Annotated in this window: 23 protein-coding genes, 3 tRNA genes, 1 pseudogene and 1 riboswitch; of the genes and pseudogenes, 17 read left to right on the top strand and 10 right to left on the bottom strand. The window is 50.3% G+C overall.

The window, feature by feature from the left end; translation table 11 throughout:
* The first annotated feature begins 457 nt into the window (after positions 1-457).
* Complete coding sequence (locus LOZ86_RS13965) at positions 458-745, top strand: basic helix-loop-helix domain-containing protein (protein ID WP_014915937.1); 288 nt, start codon at positions 458-460, stop codon at positions 743-745.
* 93 nt (positions 746-838) lie between these two features.
* On the opposite strand, the gene LOZ86_RS13960 is transcribed toward LOZ86_RS13965, so the two are convergent.
* Complete coding sequence (locus tag LOZ86_RS13960; RefSeq protein ID WP_010279363.1) at positions 839-1063, bottom strand: DUF2594 family protein; 225 nt, start codon at positions 1061-1063, stop codon at positions 839-841.
* Positions 1064-1707: 644 nt separating this feature from the next.
* Between LOZ86_RS13960 and uvrY the strand changes: the two genes are divergently transcribed.
* The 6 genes from uvrY to LOZ86_RS13930 all read left to right on the top strand — a co-directional run bounded on the left by uvrY (position 1708) and on the right by LOZ86_RS13930 (position 5231).
* A complete protein-coding gene (gene uvrY / locus LOZ86_RS13955) occupies positions 1708-2364 on the top strand; it encodes a UvrY/SirA/GacA family response regulator transcription factor (protein WP_111779164.1) in 657 nt (218 codons plus the stop codon).
* On the top strand, positions 2357-4189 hold the full coding sequence (gene uvrC, locus LOZ86_RS13950) for an excinuclease ABC subunit UvrC (RefSeq protein ID WP_039484406.1): 1833 nt from the start codon (positions 2357-2359) through the stop codon (positions 4187-4189). The genes uvrY and uvrC overlap by 8 nt, the downstream gene beginning before the upstream one ends.
* A gap of 58 nt (positions 4190-4247) precedes the next feature.
* On the top strand, positions 4248-4796 hold the full coding sequence (gene pgsA / locus LOZ86_RS13945; RefSeq protein ID WP_039484408.1) for a CDP-diacylglycerol--glycerol-3-phosphate 3-phosphatidyltransferase: 549 nt from the start codon (positions 4248-4250) through the stop codon (positions 4794-4796).
* A 139-nt stretch (positions 4797-4935) separates the two neighbouring features.
* A tRNA-Gly gene (locus LOZ86_RS13940) sits at positions 4936-5011 on the top strand.
* Between the two features lie 51 nt (positions 5012-5062).
* Positions 5063-5136 (top strand) — tRNA-Cys (locus tag LOZ86_RS13935).
* 8 nt (positions 5137-5144) lie between these two features.
* Positions 5145-5231: transfer RNA gene (locus LOZ86_RS13930), tRNA-Leu, on the top strand.
* 221 nt (positions 5232-5452) lie between these two features.
* Here the strand turns inward: LOZ86_RS13930 and LOZ86_RS13925 are convergent.
* From LOZ86_RS13925 to LOZ86_RS13910, 4 genes are read right to left on the bottom strand one after another with little or no spacing between them, the layout of a single operon-like run.
* Positions 5453-8602, bottom strand: coding sequence for a type I restriction endonuclease subunit R (locus LOZ86_RS13925; RefSeq protein WP_039484410.1), 3150 nt, complete (start codon positions 8600-8602; stop codon positions 5453-5455).
* A gap of 36 nt (positions 8603-8638) precedes the next feature.
* Positions 8639-9838, bottom strand: coding sequence for a restriction endonuclease subunit S (locus LOZ86_RS13920; RefSeq protein ID WP_161547101.1), 1200 nt, complete (start codon positions 9836-9838; stop codon positions 8639-8641).
* Between the two features lies 1 nt (position 9839).
* Positions 9840-12128: a type I restriction-modification system subunit M gene (locus LOZ86_RS13915; protein ID WP_230242166.1), complete on the bottom strand. Its 2289-nt coding sequence runs from the start codon at positions 12126-12128 to the stop codon at positions 9840-9842.
* Positions 12129-12161: 33 nt separating this feature from the next.
* Positions 12162-12425, bottom strand: a complete 264-nt coding sequence (locus LOZ86_RS13910) for a type I restriction-modification system subunit M N-terminal domain-containing protein (RefSeq protein ID WP_230242164.1) — start codon at positions 12423-12425, stop codon at positions 12162-12164.
* 244 nt (positions 12426-12669) lie between these two features.
* On the opposite strand from LOZ86_RS13910, the pseudogene LOZ86_RS21430 reads away from it, so the two are divergent.
* The 3 genes and pseudogenes from LOZ86_RS21430 to LOZ86_RS13895 all read left to right on the top strand — a co-directional run.
* Positions 12670-12811 (top strand): annotated as a pseudogene (locus LOZ86_RS21430) (DUF262 domain-containing protein); the annotation flags it as partial.
* 731 nt (positions 12812-13542) lie between these two features.
* Positions 13543-15555, top strand: a complete 2013-nt coding sequence (gene uvrB / locus LOZ86_RS13900) for an excinuclease ABC subunit UvrB (protein ID WP_039484419.1) — start codon at positions 13543-13545, stop codon at positions 15553-15555.
* A gap of 28 nt (positions 15556-15583) precedes the next feature.
* The gene (locus LOZ86_RS13895) at positions 15584-16015 is read left to right on the top strand and encodes a VOC family protein (RefSeq protein WP_039484421.1); all 432 of its coding nucleotides are present in this window, start codon (positions 15584-15586) and stop codon (positions 16013-16015) included.
* Here LOZ86_RS13895 and yvcK read toward each other — a convergent pair.
* Entirely contained in the window at positions 15991-16923 is a 933-nt protein-coding gene (yvcK, locus tag LOZ86_RS13890; protein WP_039484424.1) for a uridine diphosphate-N-acetylglucosamine-binding protein YvcK, read from the bottom strand. The two genes, LOZ86_RS13895 and yvcK, sit on opposite strands and share 25 nt — an antisense overlap.
* A gap of 489 nt (positions 16924-17412) precedes the next feature.
* A riboswitch (molybdenum cofactor riboswitch) is annotated at positions 17413-17561 on the top strand.
* Between yvcK and moaA the strand changes: the two genes are divergently transcribed.
* The 6 genes from moaA (at position 17549) to LOZ86_RS13860 (ending at position 21120) form a co-directional block, all read left to right on the top strand.
* Positions 17549-18538 (top strand): GTP 3',8-cyclase MoaA, encoded by a 990-nt coding sequence (moaA, locus tag LOZ86_RS13885; RefSeq protein WP_039512526.1) that lies wholly within the window; start codon positions 17549-17551, stop codon positions 18536-18538. (Overlaps the previous riboswitch by 13 nt.)
* Positions 18539-18572: 34 nt before the next feature.
* Positions 18573-19091 (top strand): molybdenum cofactor biosynthesis protein B, encoded by a 519-nt coding sequence (moaB, locus tag LOZ86_RS13880; protein ID WP_039512527.1) that lies wholly within the window; start codon positions 18573-18575, stop codon positions 19089-19091.
* An 18-nt stretch (positions 19092-19109) separates the two neighbouring features.
* A complete protein-coding gene (moaC, locus tag LOZ86_RS13875) occupies positions 19110-19604 on the top strand; it encodes a cyclic pyranopterin monophosphate synthase MoaC (protein WP_039512529.1) in 495 nt (164 codons plus the stop codon).
* Positions 19601-19846 (top strand): molybdopterin synthase sulfur carrier subunit, encoded by a 246-nt coding sequence (moaD, locus tag LOZ86_RS13870; protein ID WP_039484434.1) that lies wholly within the window; start codon positions 19601-19603, stop codon positions 19844-19846. The genes moaC and moaD overlap by 4 nt, the downstream gene beginning before the upstream one ends.
* A 2-nt stretch (positions 19847-19848) precedes the next feature.
* On the top strand, positions 19849-20301 hold the full coding sequence (gene moaE / locus LOZ86_RS13865) for a molybdopterin synthase catalytic subunit MoaE (RefSeq protein ID WP_039287286.1): 453 nt from the start codon (positions 19849-19851) through the stop codon (positions 20299-20301).
* Between the two features lie 111 nt (positions 20302-20412).
* A complete protein-coding gene (locus tag LOZ86_RS13860) occupies positions 20413-21120 on the top strand; it encodes a Bax inhibitor-1/YccA family protein (RefSeq protein WP_039484438.1) in 708 nt (235 codons plus the stop codon).
* A 71-nt stretch (positions 21121-21191) separates the two neighbouring features.
* Here LOZ86_RS13860 and LOZ86_RS13855 read toward each other — a convergent pair whose 3' ends face one another.
* Genes LOZ86_RS13855 through hlyD form a run of 4 tightly spaced genes read right to left on the bottom strand, consistent with a single transcriptional unit; the run spans position 21192 to position 26254 of the window.
* On the bottom strand, positions 21192-22313 hold the full coding sequence (locus LOZ86_RS13855; RefSeq protein ID WP_039484441.1) for an ABC transporter permease: 1122 nt from the start codon (positions 22311-22313) through the stop codon (positions 21192-21194).
* Positions 22314-22322: 9 nt separating this feature from the next.
* A complete protein-coding gene (locus LOZ86_RS13850) occupies positions 22323-23498 on the bottom strand; it encodes an ABC transporter permease (protein WP_039484444.1) in 1176 nt (391 codons plus the stop codon).
* The gene (locus LOZ86_RS13845) at positions 23491-25233 is read right to left on the bottom strand and encodes an ATP-binding cassette domain-containing protein (RefSeq protein ID WP_039484445.1); all 1743 of its coding nucleotides are present in this window, start codon (positions 25231-25233) and stop codon (positions 23491-23493) included. The genes LOZ86_RS13850 and LOZ86_RS13845 overlap by 8 nt, the downstream gene beginning before the upstream one ends.
* Positions 25226-26254 carry a secretion protein HlyD gene (gene hlyD / locus LOZ86_RS13840; protein WP_039512536.1) on the bottom strand — a complete coding sequence of 343 codons (1029 nt, stop codon included), beginning with the start codon at positions 26252-26254 and terminating at the stop codon, positions 25226-25228. Before hlyD ends, LOZ86_RS13845 begins: the two co-directional genes overlap by 8 nt.
* A gap of 299 nt (positions 26255-26553) precedes the next feature.
* On the opposite strand from hlyD, the gene LOZ86_RS13835 reads away from it, so the two are divergent.
* The gene (locus LOZ86_RS13835; RefSeq protein WP_156890153.1) at positions 26554-26763 is read left to right on the top strand and encodes a hypothetical protein; all 210 of its coding nucleotides are present in this window, start codon (positions 26554-26556) and stop codon (positions 26761-26763) included.
* Positions 26764-26767 lie beyond the last annotated feature (4 nt).

Genomic DNA, 26767 nt, shown 5'->3' with positions numbered 1-26767 from the left:
GGCCGGCCGTCATAAGATGCTAAAAACAAAAATCCCGCCTTGGTTTCCTGAAGCGGGATTTTTAAATGTAGTCCCTTACTGGGGCAGGTTAGGGCAGGGAACCTCGTTTATCTATCCCGCGCACAATTCGGACGGTGTTCCCTTCAAATGATCTATTATTATGCAATAATAAAACGAACATCTTTTCTCAATCGGCTCCTGTTTCAGGGCAGGTGTGTAATGAATAAGATGATGCCACGGGATAAACTCATTGCGTTCATTGCACTGCAGTCAGCGATGTAAGTCCTGAGGCTTCAGAAAAGATTTCACTGTAAGTGATAGAAAACGTTTATCGGAACGGGGCATTCCACTTTGAAGTATATAACGCGTAGACACATGATTGTGTCTACATCTGCTAGGGGAGCTGGAGGTTCCAAGCCAGACATAAGCAAGTTTCTACTTGATTCCGGAGGTTCATTTGGGGTTCGAAAAGTTACTGGCTGTCATAGAAAAAAGCCACCAGGATCCAAAATCGGTTATCTCATTGTCTGAACTGAGCCAGGCAATCCATGAGATAATTTGTACGGAAAGTTCAAAAGAGTACAAAATAAATGAATGCTTCACCGAGCTGAGGGAACTGGTTGATGAAAGGAAAGCACTCTCCAGAAAACAGTTCCTGGATAAAGCGTTGGTGATGGAATTAACGCTTTATAAAAAGAAAGAAGAGGCGCTGCTTTTGAAACTTATCAGTATCGGAAATAAATAGACCAGCGTCTCTATTTTTTACATCAGGAAGGCAATGCTAAATACTACTACACCGCCAGATCAAATTATTAAGATGGCGGTGTAGCAAATAGTGCTATTTACGGTAGCTGGTTTTGATTTGTTTAATCGTGTTATCAAAAACAGCGGCTTGCTCGGCATCTTCCAATTGAGCAATATATCTTTCCATATTGATGATAACTTTACCGGCATCTGCCTGGCCGATTGCTTTTAATAACAGCGTAACCATAGCCTTCAGGCAGGTAACCTCGTGGGCCAGTGTTTCAGCGGATGCAGCAGTAGAAAAATCTGCGTTGCTCATGTTTTCTCCTCAACAAGAAAAAGATGTATTCCTTTGCCTGCTGCGAGTGTTACCGCTAATGCGACAGGCAGAACCAGATGAGCTGGAGTATAACATAAAGCATATAGTGTATTGATGTTATTCGTAGATAACACCATTTTAGTGACTGTTTTTTATGCGTTTAAATTATTAAAATAGCGTCTATATTCTGGGCTGTTTTTGGTAGTAAAGGCTATAGATGTATTTTGTTTAATACATATGATGTTCACTATGGATGTTTTTCCCTGAATATATTATTTGTATAATACAGTTGTTGGGGATGATATCATTTTTAATGATACGCTGATTACAATAGTGACTTTTTATTGACATTTAGGATGTAAATCCAATTGCATGCCATTTAATGGCGTTGTTTTTTATACATTTTGTGCTATAAAACAGTTTATACTGCGCGGCATATTTGAAATGTTAAGATTGTGATCAACACATACCTTCAGGCTAACGATATATTGTTATGATTGGGAAATGCGCATTATTCCTTCTCGGCATATTTTAAAATACATATTCATATAAGTCTGTGTTCATTATTTTTTTGAAACCAACGTAGTATCACCTGCAAGCAATCTTTTATGTAAGTGTTACTCTATTTTTTGGAGAATTATTCTTTGATTAGCGTTTTTCTTGTTGATGACCATGAATTGGTGCGGGCAGGGATACGACGCATTCTTGATGATATCAAAGGTCTAAAAGTGGTTGGTGAGGCATGTTGCGGTGAAGATGCCGTCAAATGGTGTCGAAGCAACGATGTGGATGTTGTCCTGATGGACATGAGCATGCCGGGCATCGGCGGGCTTGAAGCAACGCGCAAGATCCTCCGTTTTACGCCAGATATAAAAGTCATTATGCTCACTATTTATACTGAAAATCCGTTGCCCGCTAAAGTGATGCAGGCCGGTGCCGCGGGATATGTGAGTAAAGCTGCCGCCCCTCAGGAAGTGATCTCCGCCATTCGCGCAGTACATGCAGGTAAACGGTATATTGCTTCTGATATTGCTCAACAGATGGCATTAAGTCAGTTGGAGCCGCAGACGGACTCACCGCTGGAATGTTTGTCTGAACGCGAATTACAGATTATGCTAATGATCACGAAGGGACAGAAAGTGACTGAAATTTCAGATCAGCTCAATCTTAGCCCTAAAACAGTGAACAGCTATCGCTACCGTATGTTCAGTAAGCTGAATATCAACGGCGACGTAGAGCTGACCCATCTGGCTATCAAGCATGGGCTTTTTACCGCGGAGACATTGTTAAGTAGTGAGTGAGAGTTTCGATGCTTCGGCATTTTTAAAAACGGTAACGAGCCAGCCTGGTGTCTACCGGATGTATGACGCCGGTAATACGGTCATTTATGTCGGTAAGGCAAAAGACTTAAAAAAACGACTTGCCAGTTATTTCCGCAGCCATGTCGCCAGCCGTAAAACCGAGGCATTAGTCAAAAGCATCAAGCATATTGATGTCACGATCACGCACACAGAAACTGAAGCTTTACTGCTGGAACACAACTACATCAAGCTTTATCAGCCGCGTTATAACGTCTTGTTGCGCGACGATAAATCCTATCCCATGATTTTCCTGAGCGGTGATGCTCATCCACGTCTGGCTGTTCACCGCGGCGCTAAGCATACAAAAGGCGAATACTTCGGCCCGTTTCCTAACGGCAATGCCGTACGTGAAACGCTGATATTGCTGCAAAAACTGTTTCCGGTGCGCCAGTGTGAAAACAGCGTCTATCGCAATCGCTCTCGCCCCTGCCTGCAATATCAAATTGGTCGCTGCCTTGGGCCTTGCGTTAGCGGTTTGGTGAGCGAAGAGGATTACCAACAGCAGGTTGATTATGTTCGCCTGTTTTTGTCTGGCAAAGATCAGCAAGTGCTGAATCAACTTATTTCCCGGATGGAAGCGGCCAGTCGCGATCTGCATTTTGAAGATGCAGCCCGGATTCGCGATCAGATCCAGGCGGTTCGGCGGGTGACGGAAAAACAATTTGTTTCCGGCGACGGCGACGATCTGGATGTGATCAGCGTTGCTTTTGATGCTGGCATGGCCTGCGTCTATGTTCTTTTCATCCGGCAGGGAAAAGTGCTTGGCAGCCGCAGCTATTTCCCCAAAGTACCTGGCGGTACGGAATTGGGGGAAGTCGTGCAGACGTTTGTCGGGCAATTCTATTTGCAAGGAAGCTTAGGCCGAACGCTTCCTACAGAAATTCTGCTTGATTTCACTCTGCCCGATAAAGATTTGCTGACGGAATCTCTGACAACGGTCGCGGGAAGAAAAGTACAGATTCAAACCAAACCCCGTGGCGATCGTGCTCGTTATTTAAAACTGGCGCGGACAAATGCTGCCACGGCACTGGTCACAAAACTGTCTCAGCAGTCCACCATTCACCAGCGTCTGGCTGCGTTAGCTAACGTCTTGCAGTTGCCAGAAATCCACCGAATGGAGTGTTTTGACATCAGTCATACTATGGGGGAACAGACTGTGGCATCCTGCGTAGTATTTGATGCCAACGGTCCGTTACGTTCGGAATATCGCCGCTATAATATCAGTGGCATTACGCCAGGCGATGATTATGCCGCCATGGCGCAAGTCCTCCGACGTCGGTATGGTAAAGCGCTGGATGACAGCAAAATACCGGATGTCATTGTTATCGATGGCGGGAAAGGGCAGCTCGGTCAGGCTCAGGCCGTGTTTGACTCGTTGCAAGTATCATGGGATAAAAACAAGCCTCTGTTACTTGGTGTCGCGAAAGGCAGCGATCGTAAAGCCGGACTGGAAACGCTGTTTTTTGAGTCGACGGGCGAGGGTATGGCACTACCGCCTGATTCTCCCGCGTTGCACGTTATCCAGCATATTCGCGATGATTCGCATGATCATGCCATTGGCGGACATCGTAAGAAGAGAGCAAAAGTAAGAAATACCAGTACGCTGGAGCTTATCGAAGGTGTCGGCCCTAAACGGCGTCAAACCCTGTTGAAATACATGGGAGGGCTGCAACCTTTGATGAATGCCAGTATTGAGGAGATTGCAAATGTTCCAGGAATTTCGCATGCATTGGCAGAAAAAATCTTCCATGCATTGAAACACTAGGGACAATGTTGCAACATACTCTTAGTATCCACTCCAGCCAGATAGTTACCTAAGCGCTATGCAATTTAATATACCGACGTTGCTTACCCTGTTTCGTGTTGCTCTTATTCCGTTTTTCGTGCTGGCGTTTTATCTTCCATTCGTCTGGGCACCGCTGCTCTGCGCGTTGATTTTCGTGTTTGCTGCCGTAACGGATTGGTTTGATGGTTTCCTCGCCCGCCGCTGGAAACAGACCACGCGTTTTGGTGCCTTCCTCGATCCTGTTGCGGATAAAGTGATGGTGGCTGTCGCGTTGGTGCTAGTTGCGGAATACTATCACTCTTGGTGGATTACGCTGCCTGCCGCGACAATGATCGCGCGGGAAATCATCATTTCAGCATTGCGCGAGTGGATGGCTGAAATTGGTAAGAGAAGTAGCGTTGCCGTGTCGTGGATAGGGAAGGTTAAAACCACGGCTCAGATGATGGCGCTTTTTGCTTTGCTATGGCGCCCAGAAAGCATTGTTGAAGGCGTTGGTGTTGTGGCGTTGTACATCGCCGCTGTACTTACTTTCTGGTCCATGTTTCAATATTTGAATGCTGCGCGACACGATCTGCTTGAACCTTGATCGAAGCGCCGTAAAAACCAGCAAACGAACACGGCTGCTTGATAATTTTATTGACTCACTGCGTCAGGTCAGTAGAATGCACCGCATCAACAGCAACGCTGGTTTGTAAGAAGTTAAGATAATCAGTGAGTTCTGTATTGCGGGAATAGCTCAGTTGGTAGAGCACGACCTTGCCAAGGTCGGGGTCGCGAGTTCGAGTCTCGTTTCCCGCTCCAATTTAAAACATCGGCAATTGCGGATGTTGGTCACTAAGACCTGAATATTTTGGCGCGTTAACAAAGCGGTTATGTAGCGGATTGCAAATCCGTCTAGTCCGGTTCGACTCCGGAACGCGCCTCCAATATTTATGCCCGGGTGGTGAAATCGGTAGACACAAGGGATTTAAAATCCCTCGGCGTTCGCGCTGTGCGGGTTCAAGTCCCGCCCCGGGCACCATTGATTTAACTTTAATAAAAACAATAAGTTATAAAATAAAATTCAACCACCGAAAGGTGGTTTTTTTGTGCCTGAAAAAAGGCAAGTGGCAGCACGGATTTTATGCATGAAAAAAGCGGCCAAGGATTTAGCCGCTTTTGTTATCCATATATCTATGGAGTTAGTATCCACAGTGACGATAGCGTCGCCTATTTACCTGACGAGCATCGATATCGGCGATACTATCCCTGAGCAGGTATCTCCAACTCAAAGCCTCCCTGAATGATAAAGTCGCGAAGCAATTCAGCCGTCTTGATATTCACCTTAAAAGGGGGAATGGCTTGCCCTTCGAGGGCTTCAAAGTAGGCCTTAGCTTTTTGCTTATCGATCGTTGTTTTCAACTTATCGAAGCGACCATATTCATTTAAGTTTGCTTCGGTAGTTCTTGTGGCCATCAACGCAACCAGTTTGTTAGCATCAATACCCAGGTATTTGACGATGGTGTCGATTTCTGCACTCTTTGCCTGGGCCTGATAGTCTGTGAGGTAATCGCGAAAGCTACGAGTGGGGTCGATCTCTACATCGCCGCGCTGCATATCCCGCAAAAATATCTCGGCGATTTTTTGTTCATCTTGAGAAAGTGAAGAAAAAGATCGTTGTAATTCGCTGAGTGTTGCTTCCCGTATCTCATGGTCACTGCCCTGCAAGACTTTGAGGTACTTTTTAAAGCGCGAGTTCATGTAGTCAGCATCAATCTTACCGGTATCTATCTCTGAAATATGGCTGTCGATATCGAAAGGAATGGCATCATTGCCAGCGTCACCATCACTTTTGCCCAACTCTTTGTATCGCTGTAGTAGCGTGAGATAGTGTTGGTGAGAAATATCGACGGTGACCGTGTGGCTTGGGTCATCTTCGTCCTTATATTCGGTTTGTTCCCAAGTGAAGCTTTGTATTCTGGCCGCCTCAAGAATGCCGCTGAATTCTTGAAAATATTTAGCAAAAGTGGCTCGCTCACTTAAATCATCCGGCAATTTTTTGAAATCATCGATCCCTGCGTTGTTAAAAATGGCAGTGATTTCGGCGAAGCTTGCGTTCATCCTCTCGATATTACTTGGCAGTCGGTTAGCGAAGAGACCGATGGGTTTATCCCCAGAATACAGTTTCACTGCGGCATCAATATTTCTCTTCATCGTGTGCGGCTTGCGATAGTAGCGGATGGTGCCAAACGGTTTATCTGGCCCAAATAAACGGTTGGTGCGAGAAAATGCCTGAATGATGTTCTCGTATTGCAGCACTTTGTCGAGGTAAAGCGTGTTCACCCATTTAGAGTCGTAGCCAGTCAGCATCTGATCCACGACAATGAGCAGATCAAGTTGCTTATCGGGTTCAGCCGCAAGCCGAGCATAGGGTTTTTTGTGAGCCAATCTGGCGGCGATGTCTTTCTTGAATTTCCCGTGACTACCAAGGTTGAAGTTTTGCCCATACGTCAGGTTGTAATCTTCCAGTAGCTCGACGAGGCCGTTGGTTTTAAACGTAACGTCACCGGCGCTGTCATCATCGTTATCGATATTCGGATCAAAAAGAGCGGTGATCTTTAATGCTGGCAGTTGCTTCTTAATCAATCGGTAGTAGGTGATTGCCTCTCGGATATTATGGGTGGCAAATATTGCATGGAATTTCCCATTTTGGCTGAGGGTAACCCAGCTGTTTGCCATATCCTGAACGACGGCATGTTGATGTGCTTCACGGCTGTATTGGCTAGTGGGCAAATAATCTTCGATACCATATTGATAAACGCCTGAATCATCCCGATTACCCGCCATCGGCACATCATTCATGTAGCGGTTGAAGACTTTCTTCTTCTTAGGATCGGAAAAAGCCTCTGAAGGTGTGGCGGCTTTAGCTTTTTCCAGTGCAACAGCCTGGCGTAATTCCCGATCGCGGTATGTTTTTATCTGATACGGATCAAAGCCAAGAACGTTTTTATCACGGATGCCATCAGCGATGCTGTAGCGGTGTAACTCGGAGCCAAAAACATCCGTGGTGGTATTGTCCTTACGCGTATTCTCTTTATGGATAGGAGTACCGCTAAAGCCAAAGAACACGGCACCTTTAAAGCTCTCCTTAATATAAATAAGCATATCGCCAAACGTCGAGCGGTGGCATTCGTCGATGATAAAAACGATGCGCTTGGCTCGTATTTTTTCCAGATCGTGCGCTTTGAGTCCACCTTCTTCATCCTTGAGGCGGCTCATCTTCTGAATGGACGTCACGATTAGCGTGTCCGCCGGATCGTTGCTTTTAAGTTTATTGATAAGGACGCCAGAGTCTTCTGTGGCCTGTACCGTATTCCCATCCCCCGCGAAGTCTCGGTAAGCCAGTAGCGTCTGGTTGCTAAGCTCGATACGGTCGAGGAGGAAGACCACTTTGTCCGCATCCTTAGAGTTGGCGATTAACTGGGCAGATTTGAAGCTAGTCATGGTTTTGCCCGCTCCGGTGGTATGCCAGATAAAGCCGCCAAGGCGATTGGGGTTCTTCCAATCGGTTTTTGCGACTTTGTCGGAAATGGCATGGGCGGCGTAGTATTGATAGCTTCGCATCACTTTGAGTACGCCATCGGATTCGTCAGCGACGGTATAAAAGCCGATCAACTGGTGCGCCATGGGAATGGAGATCAGGCCAGAGATGAAGGTTTTCCACTCATTAATCGGCTCGTTATTAAAGTCAGCCCAGTGGAACGCGTAGTCTTTGTTAAACGTGCCGTCTGGCCCCGGGTTGGCAAAAAACAGCGCCTCTTTTGGCTCCATCGCCACAAAAATCTGAACCAGGGAAAGGATGCCTGTAAAAATACCTTCGCGGGAATACTTTTGAATCTGGTTATAGGCCTGGCTTGCCGCTACGCCGCTTTTCTTCATTTCCAGATGGATGACAGGCATGCCATTGATCAGTAATAGCAGATCGCCACGCCGGTCATTAAGAACGGATGAACCACGAGCAAATCGGGGTTGTTGCACAATCTGGTAGCGGCTCTGGCCTGCGGCGATTTCGTGGCGGTCGTAAATTTTAAGGCTCACTTCCCTACCGAAGTGCAGCTTATCTTCTGGGTTGTCACGGGTGATAGCGACGGTTTTACCATTGATAAAGCCATTTAACTTGAGCGGGGTGCGCAACTCGGTGATCTGCTCGATGATTTGTTGCATTTCCCCCTCGGTGAGGGGGATATCGTTAAGCCGATCAATGCCACGATTATTTTCAAAGAGAACACTGGCCCAGTTGGCCAGCAAATCCTTCTCACTCGGGTTCTTAAGTACGGTTGATTCCCAACCGCGCTGGGTGAGTTCACGGATTACGGCGCGCTCAAAGTCGGCTTCTGTGGAAAATGTTGTCATGGCTGCTGTCCTTAGATTGCTTTGATCGGTCTCGAGTTAAACAAACATTTTCGCCAGACAAGCGGATTTGATCTGTTTGAGCTTTTCAAGCTGAGTGGCGTGTTGGGATATCAGCTCGTCCAGTTTGCGGAAATAGGCGCCGATTTTTTGTTGTTCGCTGTGTTTGGGAAGACGTATTTCCATCTTTTTGAGTTGCTTACTTGAAATTTCCAGAAAGGTAGAGCCAGAAGCATGTTTTAGTGCATAATTTTTCAACATATATCCCATGGAATAAATGAAGTAGGTATCAATATCATCATTTAAAACCAATGATTGAAAACCTTGGTTTGTACATCCCGGTTTTTTCAAAATTGCCATATCGCCAATTCCCGCACGGCTGGTAAACAATACGGTTTTTCGTGCTGGAAGAATTTTTGCAGAACACTTATCTAAACCTAGTTGAGTTATTTTTTTCACGCTTTCACGAGCATAGACGTTTGAGCCAATTTCAGTTGGAGAATACCAGTCAATATTACCCCCCCAATATTCTGGAATTGATGTGCTTGGAGTACCACCCCCAACAATTTCACAAATATCACCCAGTTTTTTTTCTTCCCAATCCCCAGAGAAACCCTTAAAGCGGATCTCAGGGATGTTAGCCCCGCCTTGAGGGAACATCTTTTGCAGCATTGCCTGTTTTAGTGTGACTAGTTTTTTATGCCTACGCTGATACTGGGTAATGATTTCATCCAGCCGATTGAAATAAACGCCAACTTTTCTTTGTTCAAGTAAACTAGCTGAAATATAAAAGAAAGAATTTGAAACAAGGTTCCAATCTGAGCGAGGAATTTTCGAACCGGCAGATTGATTTGCAATTACTTCAAACATATTTGTTTGTATCAATCTAAACAGAAATGATGGAACTGTTTCTGAAGGTTTCAAAACCCAAAAATCACCAACAGCGATCCCATCAAACGGGGCTAATAACCAATTTTTAAGATATGGCCTTAACTTACCAAAAAGCACATCTTCTTTTTCAAACTTAATTCCTTTTTTATTCGATTTTTTTTTCGATAAATCTTTATTTAATTGGCCTGACTCAGGGATAATATCTTCGTATTCAAGGCGAGGAAGATTTTCCTCACAACAATACAATGAAGTTCTTGAAGTGATAAGATTAAATTGCTTCTTTATCCAATCTTCGGAAAAACCATGAAATCTTATTTTGGGAGTTTTGCTATGTTTAAGTTGGGTCATTTCAGTTACCCGCCAGCAAAATTTTCAGTTCAGCAAGGCCCTTAAGATCAAACTCATTGCCATCCAGTTCGTCAAGCATGTCAGCCAACTCATTCTCAGCCTGCTGAATATCACGGGCATTATCGGCATAGGTGATTTGATATTTTTCGGCTAAGGCTTGCAGCTTGCTCGCCAGAGTATCGATTTGTTTCGTGGGTAGCTGATGGAGTGCGTCACTAAGTGGCGTAACCCACTTGCGTTCCAGCAGTTCGTTTACCTGTACATCGCTCAGGCTTTCAATCGTCTCTTTGGTCAATTGGTGAAGTTCGGCTGCCTCTTTTTTAATCTCAGCCTTGAGCGCACTTTCTTCCGTGATTAAATCTGCGGCTTGAATGATTTTTGCTTCATAAGCATCGGCATCGAAACTGCCGGCTTTCTTCATATCGGCCTTAAATTGCTTTGCCTCTTTGGTCACGATGGCATTGACAAATTTATCACCCGATTCATGCACAACTTCGCTGTCTTTTTCCTCTTCACTGAAGCTTTCCAGAATTTCATTCATCGCAGCGCTGATTTCGCTCATTCTGGCTTCTTTTTTACGCAGCGCAGCCAACGGCTCATCAAGGTAGGTCGTTTGCACCAGCTCAAAGGGCATGATGTGGCCTTTCCAGCCATCCTGTACTTCAACGTCTTTGCCGTTTTTCTTTTTGATGACAAAGTGCGGATCGACCTGGCGAGTCGCTTCAAAACCTTCGGTCTGAATGATTTCGAGGTCGATAGCAATGTGCTGCCATTGGTCTGCCAGCAATTGATAGGCCTGGTATTTATCAATCAGCGTCGGCGGCGAGAGGCGCGTGAAAATGTCCTCACCAATAATGGGTTTTTGCTGTGGTATGCGGAGCGTCAACACGTTCTCAATCAGCTCGCTTTTCAGGTAATCGGGGAAATCAGCAAAAGCGGCGATAAAGCGGGCTTCAAATTGTTGTACCTGAGAATGGCTGCGGATCGCTTGTGTCAGGTTATCAACCTGTGGAGCAACATAGGGCGTCCCGTTGTCCGTAAAGAGTTCGGCACGAAGGCGGGGGAAAACCTGCCAATAGTCATCTAAATCATCAAGTTCAGCTTGCGGGATGCCGCCGAACATGGAGGCATAGAGATCCCAGTTTTCAGTGGGTTCTGAGGAGTCAACATAGCGTGGGATATTCAGGTTGTAGCCATTTTCGCGGATTTTTTCTTTAGTCACTATCTGGCTGAAGCCCGGCACATTCTGACGACCGATAACCGTGTCGCAGATTTTTTTGATGTCACATGAGCGCAGCTTGTTACTCTTGCCTTCTTTGGCAAAGCCTTTGGAGGCATCAACGATCAGCACGTCACTGTTTTTACGCGTTTGTTTGAGCACCAGAATGATGGTGGGAATGCCGGTGCCAAAGAAAATATTCGCCGGCAAACCAATGACAGTATCAAGGTGGTCATTTTCGATAAGGTTCTTGCGGATCTCCCCCTCTTCCCCGCCTCGGAAGAGTACGCCGTGGGGCAGGACGATAGCCATGATGCCATCGGGCTTCAGGTGATAGAGATCGTGCAGAAGAAAAGCGTAGTCAGCCTTGGATTTTGGCGCTAAGCCAAAACGAGAATAGCGCGGATCGGTGTCTTTATGTTCGGGATCCCACTTTTGCGAATAAGGCGGATTTGAAACGACAGCGTCGAGGTAAAGCGGGATGTAAGAGTTGATAGGATCGTTGTCATCGAAAAACGGCCAGCCGTCCTCCAGCGTGTCTCCATTTCGGGTGACAATATTAGAAGGGAGAATGCCGCGCATGATGAGGTTCATACGGGTAAGGTTGTAAGTGTTTTCTTTTAGCTCCTGGGCGAAGTATTTGATATTGCCTTCATTATTACCCATGTGCTTGGCGATGGACTTACCGATGTTGAGCAGCAGCGAACCGGAGCCGCTGGTCGAGTCATAAATATCAATTTTGTCTTTTCCCTTCACGTGATCTGCAATGATCTCAGACATCAGTACAGAGACTTCGTGGGGGGTGTAAAACTCGCCCGCTTTTTTTCCGGCGTTAGCGGCGAACATGCTGATGAGATACTCATAGATAAAGCCGAGGACATCATAATCCTGACGCCCATCCATAGGGATATCTTTGATGAGCTGAATGAGTTCACTGATGGCTTTCGTCTGTTTCTGTGCCGTGTCACCGAGCTTGCTCAAGCCTGTTTCAAGGGTTTTAAAAATGCCGTCAAAGAGGCTTTTATGATCGGGATGAATAAGGCGGCTGAAAGCAGATAGCGCCTCTCGCACGTCAGAGACCTGAAAGTCGGTACCTAAATCTAACTAGGTAGAAAATAAGTGATCATGAATGATAAAGTAACCAAGATTGTCCTTGAAAAAGTTTACCGTTTGCTCGTCGCGCTCTGAAAGATTTTGGATATCCTCTTTGCTAAATTCTTCGCTGATGGCGAAGCGCTCAAGCTTATCCGAAAGGTATTTATAAAAGATGAAGCCGAGAATGTAATCTTTGTATTCATTGGCATCAATTTTAGACCGCATCTGGTTGGCGGATTCCCAGATTTTTGCTGCAAGCTGCTGTTTATTCACTCTCAGTCCTGTTAAGCGTCATTTTTCGGTAAGGGCTATTTTAGGTTTTCGATTGTACGTGTGATAAGCGCGTCTTGCCAGTTTGGGCTGACTTAACGCCCATTGACATATGGCGAGAGTTTTTCGCGGGTTGCAACGCTGAATCCACGCTGGCGAAAACACGCCAATGGACGAAGGACATCGGCGCGGATTCGCGAGCGGATTTGTCGGTTCGCTCTTTTTTAAATGGACTAAGAAATAAGAAGTGAAAGCTACAGAAACTCATCTGCTTAAATTTTTGCGTAAATCGCCACAGTTTGTTATTCCCATCTACCAGAGAAACTATTCATGGACCGAAGCACAGTGCCAACAGCTTTGGTCTGACTTGCTACGGGCTGGCCGTGATGAAACCATTAACCCCCAACTCATTTTTATCGTAGATGGCTTCATTCGTGTAATATCAATATTTTCATGTCAATTAATAGATAAAATCTTCTTGAATTTCCCCGAACTCCCCGAAATGCCTGAATGATTGCGATTTAGCTCTCTGCTGTTTTTAGTCTTTTTCCGTCTAATACTTATGCGATAAATCACAGAAAGAGTGTTAAGAAAATCCATATCAGAGGGAATCGCGAATGAAGCGGGTATTTCTCTAACTCAGTACTGACGCGGGATTGTGGGAGTTATCCACCATTTCTGTGGATAACTATGTGCATTATGGAAAGACAACGTATGCTAACCGAGAGCTGGCGCGGGTTGTCGCCAGGTTGACGTTATTCTCCTCGGTTTTTTTAATCTATTTATTATCATATCGTTAAGTAAAATCAAGCGCCTTGAACATCAATGGGGCGTAGTTGCATAAATTAGCATCACCGGCCATCCCAGCATGTTACAGGTCTACCAACACTGGGGATAAATCATGATGAGTTTATCTGGTAGATTGAATATGAATGTGCTAGCAAATTCATTTGTTAATTAGTCCTCCAATCCGGCGACAATTTGCTTGATGCTGTTTTTCTATCCAGTATCATTGCGGTAGCGAATCTCGCCATTGGCATCCAGAATTAAAGTTCCGAACATCCACCCACGGCCATCGTCTTGAGCGATGCGTAATAACGAATGAGTAGCGTGCTTGACGATGAGTAAAGTATTTACACTGAATTCTGACTTTAAACCAGCAGGCGATCAGCCGAAGGCCATTCGTCGTTTAAAAGAGGGCCTGGAAGATGGGTTAGCGCACCAAACGCTGCTCGGGGTAACTGGCTCAGGTAAAACGTTCACGATCGCCAACGTGATTGCCGACCTTAATCGGCCGACGATGATGCTGGCGCCAAATAAAACGCTAGCAGCCCAGCTGTACGGCGAAATGAAAGAATTTTTCCCGGATAATGCCGTCGAGTACTTCGTCTCGTACTACGATTATTATCAGCCAGAAGCCTACGTTCCAAGTTCAGACACCTTCATCGAAAAAGATGCGTCGGTTAACGAACATATCGAACAAATGCGTCTTTCTGCGACAAAAGCGCTGCTGGAGCGGCGCGATGTGATCGTCGTGGCTTCGGTGTCCGCAATCTATGGTCTGGGCGATCCCGATCTCTATCTGAAAATGATGCTGCACTTGACGCAGGGGATGCTGATTGACCAACGTGCTATTTTGCGGCGTCTGGCTGAGTTGCAGTATGCCCGCAACGATCAGGCGTTTCAGCGCGGCACGTTCCGCGTGCGCGGTGAGGTGATTGATATCTTCCCTGCGGAATCTGACGAAATCGCGCTGCGTGTTGAACTGTTCGATGAAGAAGTCGAGCGGTTGTCGCTGTTTGACCCGCTGACGGGCTACGTCCTCCAGACGGTGCCGCGCTATACCATCTATCCAAAAACGCACTACGTCACGCCGCGTGAGCGTATTTTGCAGGCGATGGAAGAGATCAAGGTTGAGCTGGTCGACCGTAAAAGGGTGCTGCTGGCCAATGACAAACTGGTGGAAGAGCAGCGATTGAGCCAGCGCACGCAGTTTGATCTGGAAATGATGAACGAGCTGGGCTACTGCTCCGGTATCGAAAACTACTCACGCTATCTTTCCGGTCGCGGTCCCGGCGAGCCACCACCGACGCTGTTTGACTATCTGCCTGCGGACGGGCTGCTGGTCATTGATGAATCCCACGTCACCGTGCCCCAGATCGGCGGTATGTATCGCGGCGACCGCGCGCGTAAAGAGACGCTGGTCGAATACGGTTTCCGGCTGCCTTCGGCGTTGGATAACCGACCGATGAAATTTGAAGAATTTGAAGCACTGGCTCCACAGACGATCTACGTGTCTGCGACGCCGGGTAACTATGAACTGGAAAAATCGGGCGGTGACGTGATTGATCAGGTAGTGCGTCCCACCGGGCTGCTCGATCCGATCATCGAAGTGCGACCTGTCGCAACCCAGGTGGACGACCTGCTTTCCGAAATTCGCCTGCGTGCCGCAATTAATGAACGGGTGCTGGTAACCACGCTGACCAAGCGAATGGCGGAAGACCTCACTGAATATCTGGAAGAACACGGCGAGCGGGTACGTTATCTGCACTCGGATATCGATACCGTCGAACGTGTGGAAATCATCCGTGATTTACGTCTTGGCGAGTTCGACGTGCTGGTGGGCATCAACCTGCTGCGTGAAGGGCTGGATATGCCGGAAGTGTCGCTGGTGGCGATTCTGGATGCCGATAAAGAGGGTTTCCTGCGCTCTGAACGTTCCCTGATCCAGACGATTGGCCGTGCGGCACGCAACCTGCGTGGCAAAGCCATTCTCTACGGCGACAGGATTACTGCGTCGATGGCGAAAGCGATTGGTGAAACGGAGCGCCGCCGCGAGAAGCAGGAAGCCTACAACACCGAACACGGGATTGTGCCGCAGGGAATCAATAAGAAGATCTCCGATATCCTGCAACTCGGTAAGCCGACGAACAAAGGCAAAGGGCGTGGCAGCCGTAAAGCGGCAGAGCCAGCAGCAGGTTATGAACTCATGACGCCGAAGGCGCTGGAGCTGAAAATCCGCGAGTTGGAAAGCAAGATGCTGACGCACGCGCAGAATCTTGAATTTGAAGAGGCGGCCGCTCTGCGCGATGAAGTACACGCACTGCGCGCGCAATTTATTGCTGTATCCTAAGGATACAAGCGTTCACTGAGGATCAATGATGGATCAGACTATATCGGGTGTAGAAGTGCTGTTTGTGGCAGGTTTCGGGCCGATCGTGAAATCCCTTTCTGCCAGCCATGCGCTCTATGTTGATACGCTGAAGTTGCCGCTGAAGCCCGTTGCGGAAGGAAGCGACTATCTGGTGAGCGATGAGATGGAGGGCGTGAAGCATTTCGCGCTTTGGCCGCTGTCACAGGCTAGCGAGTCCTGTTTCGGGCACGACAGTTGGCCTGCGGATCTTCCTGAACCGCAAAGCTGGCTGGAGTTCGAAGTGGCTGACATGGTGGAAGCCACCAGCACGCTGAAAGCGCAAGGCTATGTGTTACTGGTGGAAAACCGTCTTGAGCCTTGGGGACAGCAGGTCACGCGTTTCCTGAGTCCCGAAGGCATTCTGGTTGGCGTGACTTATACGCCGTGGCTGCGGGATTGAGAGCCCAACAGCTGTAGCGCACGATCGATGGCCTGGCGCAGTAACTCACGGTCGTGATGGTGAGGAACATCTTCTGCGGCCAGCGCCTGCTGTACGACCAGCCGGTCGCCAATCTGGCTGATATCGACTTTTGGACCGACGATCGCGGCATCAACCACAGGTTTCCCTACCTTGTGTTCAATCCAGGATAGCTTCTCCACCAGCGTCAGACGGGCAGCAGGGTTGCTCTGTTCATTGCCCAGATTGCCGATGTATACCATAGGGGCGGGCGTGCGGCGAAGTGCCTGAGTCAGATCCTCCAGCAGTAGCAGCGGCATCAGGCTGGTCAGAAAGCTGCCGGGACCAATCAAAATCAGGTCGGCTTTGGCGATGGCATCAATCGCCTCGCGCGTGGCCGGCACAGTCGGGTACAGCATCAAATCCTGTGGTAAAGCTGCCAGCTGATCGATCTCGACTTCACCATAAACGGGGTTGCCCTGTTCATCAATTGCCATCAAATCTACAGGATGCTCGGACATCGGAATTAAAAAGGCATCCACTTTGAGCAGGTTACGGAGCAGGTTAATGGCTTCCAGCGGCCGCACGCTCAGGTGATCGAGCGCTTTTAGCATCAGGTTACCCAGATTGTGCCCGGCAAGTTCACCGTTACCGTTAAACCGATACTCAAACATCGCGGATGCCACGCTGGGCGTCGTAATCAGTTGATTCAGGCAATTGCGGGTATCGCCCCAAGCAATGCCGCCTTCAGAGCGACGGATGCGGCCAGTCGAACCGCCGTTATCTGTCGTCGTGACAATGCCGGTTAGCCGTGAACCCAGGGAAGAGAGCGAAGACATCACACGACCTAAACCGTGCCCGCCTCCGAGTGCGACAACCCTGTCGAGGTCGGCCAACGTGCGATTGCGCATAGAAAACCTTATGAGTGAGCCAGAGGAATATGAATAACGTGTATACCCGTCATACTTCAAGTTGCCTGTGCGTTGGCAGCGCTACTCGGCCTACTGGCGTGTGCCTCGCCCCGTTAGGGCCGCTGCAAGCAGCGTTCAAACCTGCCAAAGGCAAGTTTGTCAGTCACCCGAATCACTTACTCAAGTAAGCTCATCGGGATTCCTTCTCTTGCCGCCTGCCTGAAACTCGAATTATTTAGGGTATAAGAATTGTCGCTAAGGTAGCTGATTTAACCTTAAAACGCGAAAAATCCTCACCTGGGCATGACCTGAGACAATTTTTGCCGCGTATTTTTCCGTATGCTGTACATCATAAGATATTGAAAACACGCTATATATTTAATTATATAGCGTGTTTTGAGAGTGGTTGATTGTGCTTTTTCGCAGTAGACTGCTTAATGAAATCACGATTCTTGACTGGTTATCTCGCTGCGCTTTAACGGATAACTGATAGGAATCAAACTCCTAGCCTTGGTGCCTAAGTGATGCGCGTAGTGCGTGTGATACGGTGCCCTGGCCGTGGCCTTCGTGGTCACCAGGGTGCGAGGCAGAAATGCCTGCATCTCCCGTATTTGGAAAGGTGTTTATGGTGAGTCAACTGACTGATGCGTTTGCGCGCAAGTTCTACTATTTGCGTCTGTCTATCACAGACGTCTGCAATTTTCGCTGTACCTATTGTCTGCCGGATGGTTATCAGGCCAATGGCACGAATCCACATCGCTTTTTATCACTCGATGAAATTCGTCGCGTCAGCCGCGCTTTTGCCGAATTAGGGACGGAAAAAGTCCGCCTCACCGGTGGTGAACCGTCTCTGCGCCGGGACTTTGTCGATATCATCGCAGCCATTCGTGAAAACCCCGCGATTCGTACGCTGGCGGTCACGACTAACGGCTATCGCCTTGCGCGAGATGCTGCACAGTGGCGTGATGCGGGGCTAACGGCGCTGAACGTGAGCGTGGACAGTCTGGATGCACGCCAGTTTCATGCGATTACTGGGCAGGACAAATTCCGGCAGGTGATGGACGGCATTGATGCGGCCTTTGACTGTGGCTTTGCCAAGGTCAAAGTTAACACGGTGCTGATGCGTGATGTGAACGCGGGCAGCCTACAAACCTTTCTCGACTGGATTAAACACCGCCCGATTCAACTACGCTTTATTGAGTTGATGGAAACAGGGGAAGGGGGCGATATGTTCCGCCGTCATCACGTTTCTGGCGAGGTGATCCGCCAGCAACTGTTGCAACAAGGCTGGCAGCAGCAACAACGCGCACGCAGCGACGGCCCAGCACAGGTATTCTGCCATCCTGACTATCAGGGCGAAATCGGGCTGATTATGCCGTATGAGAAAGATTTCTGCCTGAGCTGCAACCGTCTGCGCGTATCCGCTGTGGGTAATCTTCATCTGTGTCTCTTTGGCGAACAGGGCATTCCGCTGCGTGATTTGCTGGCCGACGATCGTCACCTCGATGATTTGAAAATGCGTATCTCGGGCGGGCTGTCGGCGAAAAAGCAGACCCATTTCCTGCACGAAGGGAATAGCGGCATCACGCAAAACCTGTCATTTATCGGCGGTTAATCCGCGACATCACTGATTCTTAAAGGAGCCTGACATGAGCAAAGTCAGCAGCGAATTCGTTTCTCTCAATCTTGCGGTTCTAACCGTGTCCGAACGCCGTACGGCGGAAGATGACACCTCCGGTGACTATCTGCGCGAAGCGGCGCAGTCCTCAGGGCATCGCATTGTCGACAGCGCCATCGTGAAAGAGAATCTGTACCAGATCCGGGCACAGATTTCGGCGTGGATTGCCAGCGACGAGGTGCAGGGCATTTTGATTAATGGCGGGACGGGCTTTACCGCAGGGGATGTGGTGCCGGAAGCCATTGGCGTCTTGTTCGATCGGGAAATTGAAGGCTTCGGCGAGCTGTTTCGCATGGTGTCGTATGAAGATATTGGCACGGCGACGCTGCAATCCCGCGCGCTTGCCGGTCTGGCTAACCAGACGGTGATTTTCGCCATGCCGGGTTCGACTCGCGCCTGTCAAACCGCATGGGAACGTATCATTCAGGAACAGCTGGATGCGCGCCAGAAGCCGTGCAATTTTTACCCGCACTTGAAAAAATCCTCTTAACGGTAAGCCTTATTCACTATGTCATCACTTAAGCCACAATTGACCCACATTAACGCCGCTGGCGAAGCCGCGATGGTAGATGTTTCCGCCAAAGTTGAAACCGTGCGTGAAGCCCGCGCGGAAGCTTTCGTTGAAATGGCACCGCAGACGCTGGCGATGATTATTGCTGGCAGCCACCACAAGGGCGACGTGTTCGCCACCGCGCGCATCGCCGGGATTCAGGCAGCGAAACGCACCTGGGAACTGATTCCGCTTTGCCATCCGCTGCTGCTGAGTAAAGTCGCTGTCGAGCTGGAAGCGCAGCCGGAGCACAATCGCGTTCGTATCGAATCCGTGTGTCGTCTGACGGGGAAAACCGGCGTGGAGATGGAAGCGCTGACGGCGGCTTCTGTTGCTGCGCTGACCATCTATGACATGTGCAAGGCCGTGCAGAAAGACATGGTGATTGGTCCGGTGCGCCTGCTGGCGAAAAGCGGCGGCAAATCCGGCGACTTTACGGCGGAGGGAGCATGATTACGATTCTGTTTTTTGCGCAAGTTCGTGAACTGATCGAGACAGACAGCCTGTCGCTGTCTGCCGAATATGCCACCGTAGAAGACGTCCGACAGGCGCTATGCCAACGCGGCGCACGCTGGGCGCTGGCGCTGGAGTCGGGCAAGCTGTTGGCCGCGGTGAACCAGTCGCTGGTTGAGCTCTCGCACCCGTTACAGGATGGCGATGAAGTGGCGTTTTTCCCACCGGTAACGGGAGGTTGATCGTGGCAGAGACGCGTATTCTGGTCGGCGAAGAGAACTTCAATGTAGGCGATGAATATCAGTGGCTGGCGCAGTGTGATGAAGACGGCGCGGTGGTGACGTTCACCGGTAAGGTGCGTAATCACAATCTGGCGAAAGACGTCAGCGCGTTGACGCTGGAACATTACCCCGGCATGACGGAAAAGGCGCTGGCGGAGATTGTCGAACTGGCACGTGAGCGCTGGGAACTGCCTCGTGTAAGCGTGATTCATCGGGTGGGCGCACTCTATCCGGGCGATGAAATTGTGTTCGTTGGCGTGAGTGCCGCTCACCGCAGCGCGGCGTTTGATGCCGCCCAGTTTATTATGGATTACCTGAAAACCCGCGCGCCATTCTGGAAGCGCGAAGCGACGCCGGAAGGTGAACGCTGGGTGGAATCACGCGACAGTGATAAGCAGGCCGCGCAGCGCTGGTAGTCCATTTCTGTGTTAGGATAAAAGGATGGTGGGGAGAGAATATTTAATCTCGATCCTCAAACGGGCGGTTCGCGCCGCGTTAATCAGATAACTTTATGCAAAGGTAACATCATGGACAGATATCCACGCTCGGGTTCAATCGTTGAGCGCTCGCAGTCTGGTCTCCAGACCTATATGGCACAAGTTTATGGCTGGATGACCTGCGGCCTGCTGCTGACGGCGTTCGTCTCCTGGTATGCGGCGAATACGCCTGCCGTACTGAATTTTGTTTTCTCCAGCCAGATCACGTTCTTCGGTCTGATCATTGCCCAACTGGGGCTGGTCTTTGTGATTTCCGGCATGGTGCAGCGCCTGAGCGGCACGGTTGCCACGTCGCTGTTTATGCTCTATTCCGCGCTGACGGGGCTGACGCTCTCCAGCATTTTTATCATGTACTCCGGTGAATCCATCGCTAGCACCTTTGTGATTACGGCAGGGATGTTCGGGGCGATGAGCCTGTACGGCTATACCACGAAGCGTGATTTGAGCGGCTTTGGCAGCATGCTGTTCATGGCGCTGATCGGGATTGTTCTGGCTTCGCTGGTGAACCTGTGGCTGAAAAGCGAAGCGCTGATGTGGGCAGTAACCTATATCGGTGTGGTGGTGTTTGTCGGCCTGACCGCGTATGACACCCAGAAGCTGAAAAATATCGGCGAGCAGCTGTCCGTTGATGACAAAGACAGCTTCCGTAAATACTCCATCGTGGGCGCGTTGACGTTGTATCTTGACTTCATCAACCTGTTCCTGATGCTGCTGCGTATTTTCGGTAATCGTCGTTAATTTATCTCTCCTGTCTGGTGCGGTTCCCCGCGCCAGACAGCTTCCTACCTATCTTTTTCCCTTATCCGCTATTACGCAATATTCCGCCTGAAAATGGCGTAGGCTGCCGAGCCGGTGGTCAGCGTGATGATAAACAGCGGCCATAGACTGCCCCAGATAATGCTGAAATCCGCATCCTTGAGGTAAATCTGCTTAGTGATGTCGGTGAAGTGACGAATTGGGTTAACCCAGGTGATGTGCTGCAACCAGATCGGCATGTTCTCAACCGGTGACACATAGCCTGAAAGCAGAATCGCGGGCATCAGGAAGACGAACACGCCGATAAACGCCTGCTGCTGCGTTGAGCAGAGTGAGGAAATCAGCAGGCCGAAGCCCACCAGCGACAGGCCATAGATCAGCATCGTGGTGTAAAACAGCAGCAGCGATCCGGCGAAGGGTATGTGGAAAATCAATATGCCCGCCAGCAGCACGATCGTAGCCTGAAACGTGGCGACAATCAGCGCGGGCACGGCTTTGCCAATAAATATCTGGCTGGTGGACAGCGGCGAAACCAGCAGTTGTTCCAGCGTGCCCTGTTCCCGCTCACGTGCCACAGAAAGCGCCGTGACAATCAGCACGCCGATAGTGGCGATCATGGCAATCAGCGACGGGACGACAAACCATTTGTAGTCCAGATTTGGGTTATACCAGTGGCGTACCACCAGCTCGCTATTGTTCTGATTGAGGGCGTTTTGAGCGGGTCTGGCTGCCAGCAATGCCAACTGATAATCCTGCACGATGTGCTGCACGGCGTTGGCGGCGATCTGTGCGCTGTTAGAGCGTCTGCCGTCCAGAATAAGCTGGAGTGATGCGCTGTTCCCGCTGGCGATATCGCGCGAGAACTGTGGCGGGAAACGCAGAATGAGAAGCGCGTGCTGATTATCCAGCGTCGGTGCAATATCCTGTGAGTTATGTAGCATCAGCACGTGAGAAAAGGACTTGGCCTTGGCAAAGCGCTGCGTCAGTTCTATCGCGTGGGGGCCGCTGTCTTCGCTGTAAATCGCAATGGTCGCGTTGGTCACGTCGAGCGTCGCGGCGAAAGGAAACAGCGAAACCTGAAGGATAATGGGCAGCACCAGAATGGAGCGCGTTTGCGGATCGCGCAGCAGCGATTGCAATTCCTTAATAATCAACGTCCACAGACGATGCAGCATAGTCGCTCCTTAATCCAGCCTGCGCCGGGTTTGCCAGGCTGTCAGGCCAATAAAGACCATCGCGGAGAGAATCAGAAACAGCAGGTTAGTCATCAGTACCGTACCGATATTCCCCGCGAGAAACAGCGTTTGCAGCGTGCTGACAAAATAGCGCGCCGGGATGAGGTATGACACACCGCGGACAAATTCCGGCATGCTGTCGATTTCAAAAATAAAGCCAGACAGCATGATGGCAGGCAGAAATGCGGCATTTAGCGCCACCATTGCGGCGTTAAACTGGTTGCGGGTGAGGGTGGAGATCAGCAGCCCCATGCCCAGCGTGCTGGCAAGAAACAGGCTGCTGATAACAAACAGCAAAATCAGCGAACCGCGATAGGGCACCTGCATGATGAAGGTTGACACCAGAATACACAGCGTCATAGCGATCATCCCAAGGAAGTAATAAGGGATAAGTTTGGACAGCAGCAGCTCGGCACGGGTGACCTGCGTAGAGAGCAGCGCCTCCATCGTCCCACGCTCCCATTCGCGGGCGATCACCAGCGAGGTGAGAATCGCGCCAATCACCGTCATGATGATGGTAATCGCGCCGGGAATGATGAAATGCTGGCTGATGGCGGCTGGATTAAACCAGTAGCGCGATTGCACCTCGATAAGCTGCTCGAAGGTATCACCGCGATCTTCCGCCCGCTGCTGTTGCCAAAGTAGCCAGATACCTTCCGCGTACCCCTGCACAAAATTCGCCGTGTTGGGTTCGCTGCCGTCGGTAATGACCTGGATCGGCGCGCGATCGCCCGGCCGCGCCAGCCGTTCGGCAAAGTCCGTGGGGATGACGATCAGTCCGCGAATACTGCCGGCCTGCATCTGTTGAATCAGATGCTGACGATTATTGCTGATGGTCGGCGCGATAAACGACGAGGCTGCGAAGGTATTCGCCAGATCGCGTGCGTCTTCGCTCTGTTGCTCCATCAGGATACCGACGTGCAGGCGGCTGGAATCCAGATTGATGCCGTAGCCAAAGATAAACAGCAACAGCAGCGGAATGACGAATGCAATCAGCCCGCTGCTGGGATCGCGCAAGATTTGGCGCGTCTCTTTCAGGCACAGCGCCCGCAGGCGACGCGTGGAGAAGTGCGTGCTGCCGCGCTGGCTCGTTTTATCCTGCTCGGATCTATTCTGTTCAACCATGTTCCGCCTCCCCGTCGTACGCTTGAATCAGCGCGATAAAGGCTTCCTCCATCGTCGGCGATGGCATCTGTGCGCTGGCTGCCTGATGCTTCAATTCGTCCGGCGTACCGCTGGCGATCAGCTTGCCGCGATACACCAGCCCGATGCGGTCGCAGTATTCGGCTTCGTCCATGAAGTGGGTGGTGACCATCACCGTGACGCCGCGATTGACCATGCCGTTGATGTGTATCCAGAACTCGCGTCGGGTGAGCGGATCGACGCCGGAGGTCGGTTCGTCGAGAAACAAAATGTCGGGTTCGTGCATCAGCGCGCAGGCCAGCGCCAGCCGCTGCTTGAATCCCAACGGCAAGGCATCTGGCGTTTGGCGATAAATCGGCTGGAAGTTGAAGGCGTCGGTCATTCCGGCCATTTTATCACGCTGCGCCTTGCCCTTGAGCCCATAGACGCCGGAGAAAAAGCGCAGGTTCTGTTCGACGGTCAGATTGCCGTAGAGCGAGAATTTTTGCGCCATATAACCCAAATGCTGACGGGCTTTACCGGAGCTGGTTTTCAGATCCATATCGAGCACCAGCGCTTTGCCGTCAGTCGGCACCAGCAGGCCGCACATCATCTTGAAGGTGGTCGATTTTCCCGCGCCGTTTGGGCCGAGCAGGCCGAAGATTTCTCCTCGCTTCACCTGAAAACTGACGTGGTCGGTTGCAGCAAAATCACCAAATTTTTTCGTCAGCGCCTGAGCTTCAATCACCGTTTCGCCACGACTGACGTCAATCTGCGGCATGATGCTCGCCAGCGATGAATCACTGGTCGGGCCGCCGCCCAACAGGTCGATAAAGGCATCTTCAAAGCGCGGATCGGTATCGTGCAGGCTGCCAGCTTCCAGATGCAAGGCGGAGAGCAGGGATGCCCGATCCGCATCAGGTTTTAGCATCAGCCTGACGTACTGCCCCTGAATCACGCCGTCGCTGACCTGTGGTAGGCGCAGCGCTTCCTGCAATACATCCCGATGTCGGCGATCGCCGGTATCAATCAAAATACAGCGTCCGGCCATGCGGGCGGTCAGATCGCGCGGCGCACCGCGATACAACAGTTCGCCCTCGTTTAGCAGCAGCACATCCCGACACTGCTCCGCTTCATCAAGGTATGACGTGCTCCACAGGATCAACATGCCGTCGTCGGCCAGTTCGTGCACCATGTGCCATAGTTCACGACGAGAGATCGGGTCGACACCCACGCCCGGTTCATCCAGCAGAAGCACCTTAGGCTGCCCCAGCAGCGTACAGGCTAGCCCCAACTTTTGTTTCATACCGCCAGACAGTTTGCCTGCCAGCCTGTCGGTAAAGCGGGTCAGATCGGTAAATGACAGCAAGCGGTCAAAGGTTTCTTTGCGTACATCGCCGGTGATACCGCGCAAATCGGCATACAGCGTCAGGTTTTCCATCACCGTCAGATCTTCATACAGGCCGAATTTTTGCGGCATATAGCCCAAAATGGCATGGAGCTGACGATCCTCTTTGATGGGATCCAGATTCGCCACGCGCAGAGTTCCGTGGCTGGGCGTTAATAATCCGGCCAGCATGCGCAGCAGAGTGGTTTTACCCGCACCGTCGGGGCCAACCAGCCCGGTAACCGCACCGCTGTGGATCTCGGCGGTGAGGCTGGCGAGCGCGGGTTTCTCCTGTCCTGCAAAGCGTTTTTCCAGCCCGTCCAGCGCGATCTGCGCGGGAAAATTAGTCATGGCGAACGGGCTCGTGAGCGCGATTGGCATCCTCCGTGCGTGCGTCTTCAAAACGCAGCGTGACCGGCATCCCTTGCCGTAAGCCGTCGTCGGGATCGTTAACGACGATGCGCAGGCGATAAACTAAATCGGTGCGGAGATCTTCCGTTTCGACGCTTTTCGGTGTGAATTCGGCGCTAGGTGAGACAAAACCGACTTTGCCACGATAGGGCTGATTGGGGCGGCCATCGGTGTAAATTAGCATGTGGCTACCGGGCACGACGCGCCCGAGATCTTTCTCGCTCACGTAGGCGCGAACCCAAACCGGGCGAGTGAGGGAAAGGGTGAAAACGGTACTGCCGGATGCCAACATACTGCCTTTTTCGGCGGCGCGAGTGAGGATGACGCCGGGGGAAGGAGCCAGCAGTTCGGTATCCTGCTTATTCAGTTCCGCCTGAGCCAGTCCGGCTTCGGCCTGTGCCACCGCTGCCTGCGCAGCGGCAATTTCCTGCGGTCGGTTACCGCTTTCGAACTGGCTCAGCTTGTCTTTCGCCGCCTGTAGCGTCGCAAGCGCTTGATTGCGCGTCGTTCTGGCATCGTCCAGCATGTTGGCGGAAATGGCGCGTTTGTCCCACAGCCCTTGCTGACGCTGGTAGAAGCTGTTGGCGTAATCATAGGCCGCCTGACTCTGGACAACCTGAGATCGCACCTGCGCGATCTCTTCCTGCCGGTAGCCTTCCTGTGCAAGCTGAAGCTGTGCTTGCGCGCTGGCGAGATTCGCCTGTGCCTGGTTTTGTGCATTCCGATAAGGCGCGGCATCGAGCGTTGCCAGCGGCTGGCCTGCCTGTACGGCATCGCCTTCATCTACGTTCAACTCTGCCACTCTGCCGCCGACGCGAAAGGCCAGATTGACGGTGCGGATATCGATATTGCCGTAGAGCGTGAGCGGTTTTTCCTGCTGCTTCTGATGGTGATAAAAGCCGTAACCCACGCCGAGCAGGATAAGGACGAGGGCGGCGAACGCCAGTTTTCTCTTGTTCATCACGCATAGTTCCTTGTTTATCAAGCATAGTTCCTTGTTTATCAGCGGTGTGCTTGTCGGCGGTAGCAATCCCGCAGGCCGTTAAGAGGGCAGGTCGTCTCTTATTTCTGAAGGTTATTAATCATATGACGGGTTACAGGGGTTTATGATGATTTAGAGTGATCGAGATCACAAAAATGCGTTACATCCGGTCGAGGTTTTTGCGCAATACCGACGTTATCTGGCGTAACGCCTTTATTTTGTTAAAAAAATGGAAGGAATTCGAAAGAATTGTAATTTATCCCGTTGAATGATAATAATTGTTATTAGCAATTACATGGCGAGCTGACGGCATTGATGCAATGCATTGGGTGGAAACCCCGCTGTTCAATGCCTTAGCCGGTAATACCCGCCAAGATGTTTCGCGTGAAGTGAAGCATTTTGGTATTTTTTTGCCTGCCACGACGTGCCTGTTCCCAGATAAGCACCTCGTCACCGGTAATGACTTTTATTCACGGTTGGATACATAACCAA

This window comes from Pectobacterium parvum (assembly GCF_020971565.1).
In the GTDB taxonomy this organism is placed as follows: domain Bacteria; phylum Pseudomonadota; class Gammaproteobacteria; order Enterobacterales; family Enterobacteriaceae; genus Pectobacterium; species Pectobacterium polare.
The sequence above is the reverse complement of the archived record's forward strand: the minus strand, read 5'-3'. Positions and strand labels throughout refer to the sequence as shown.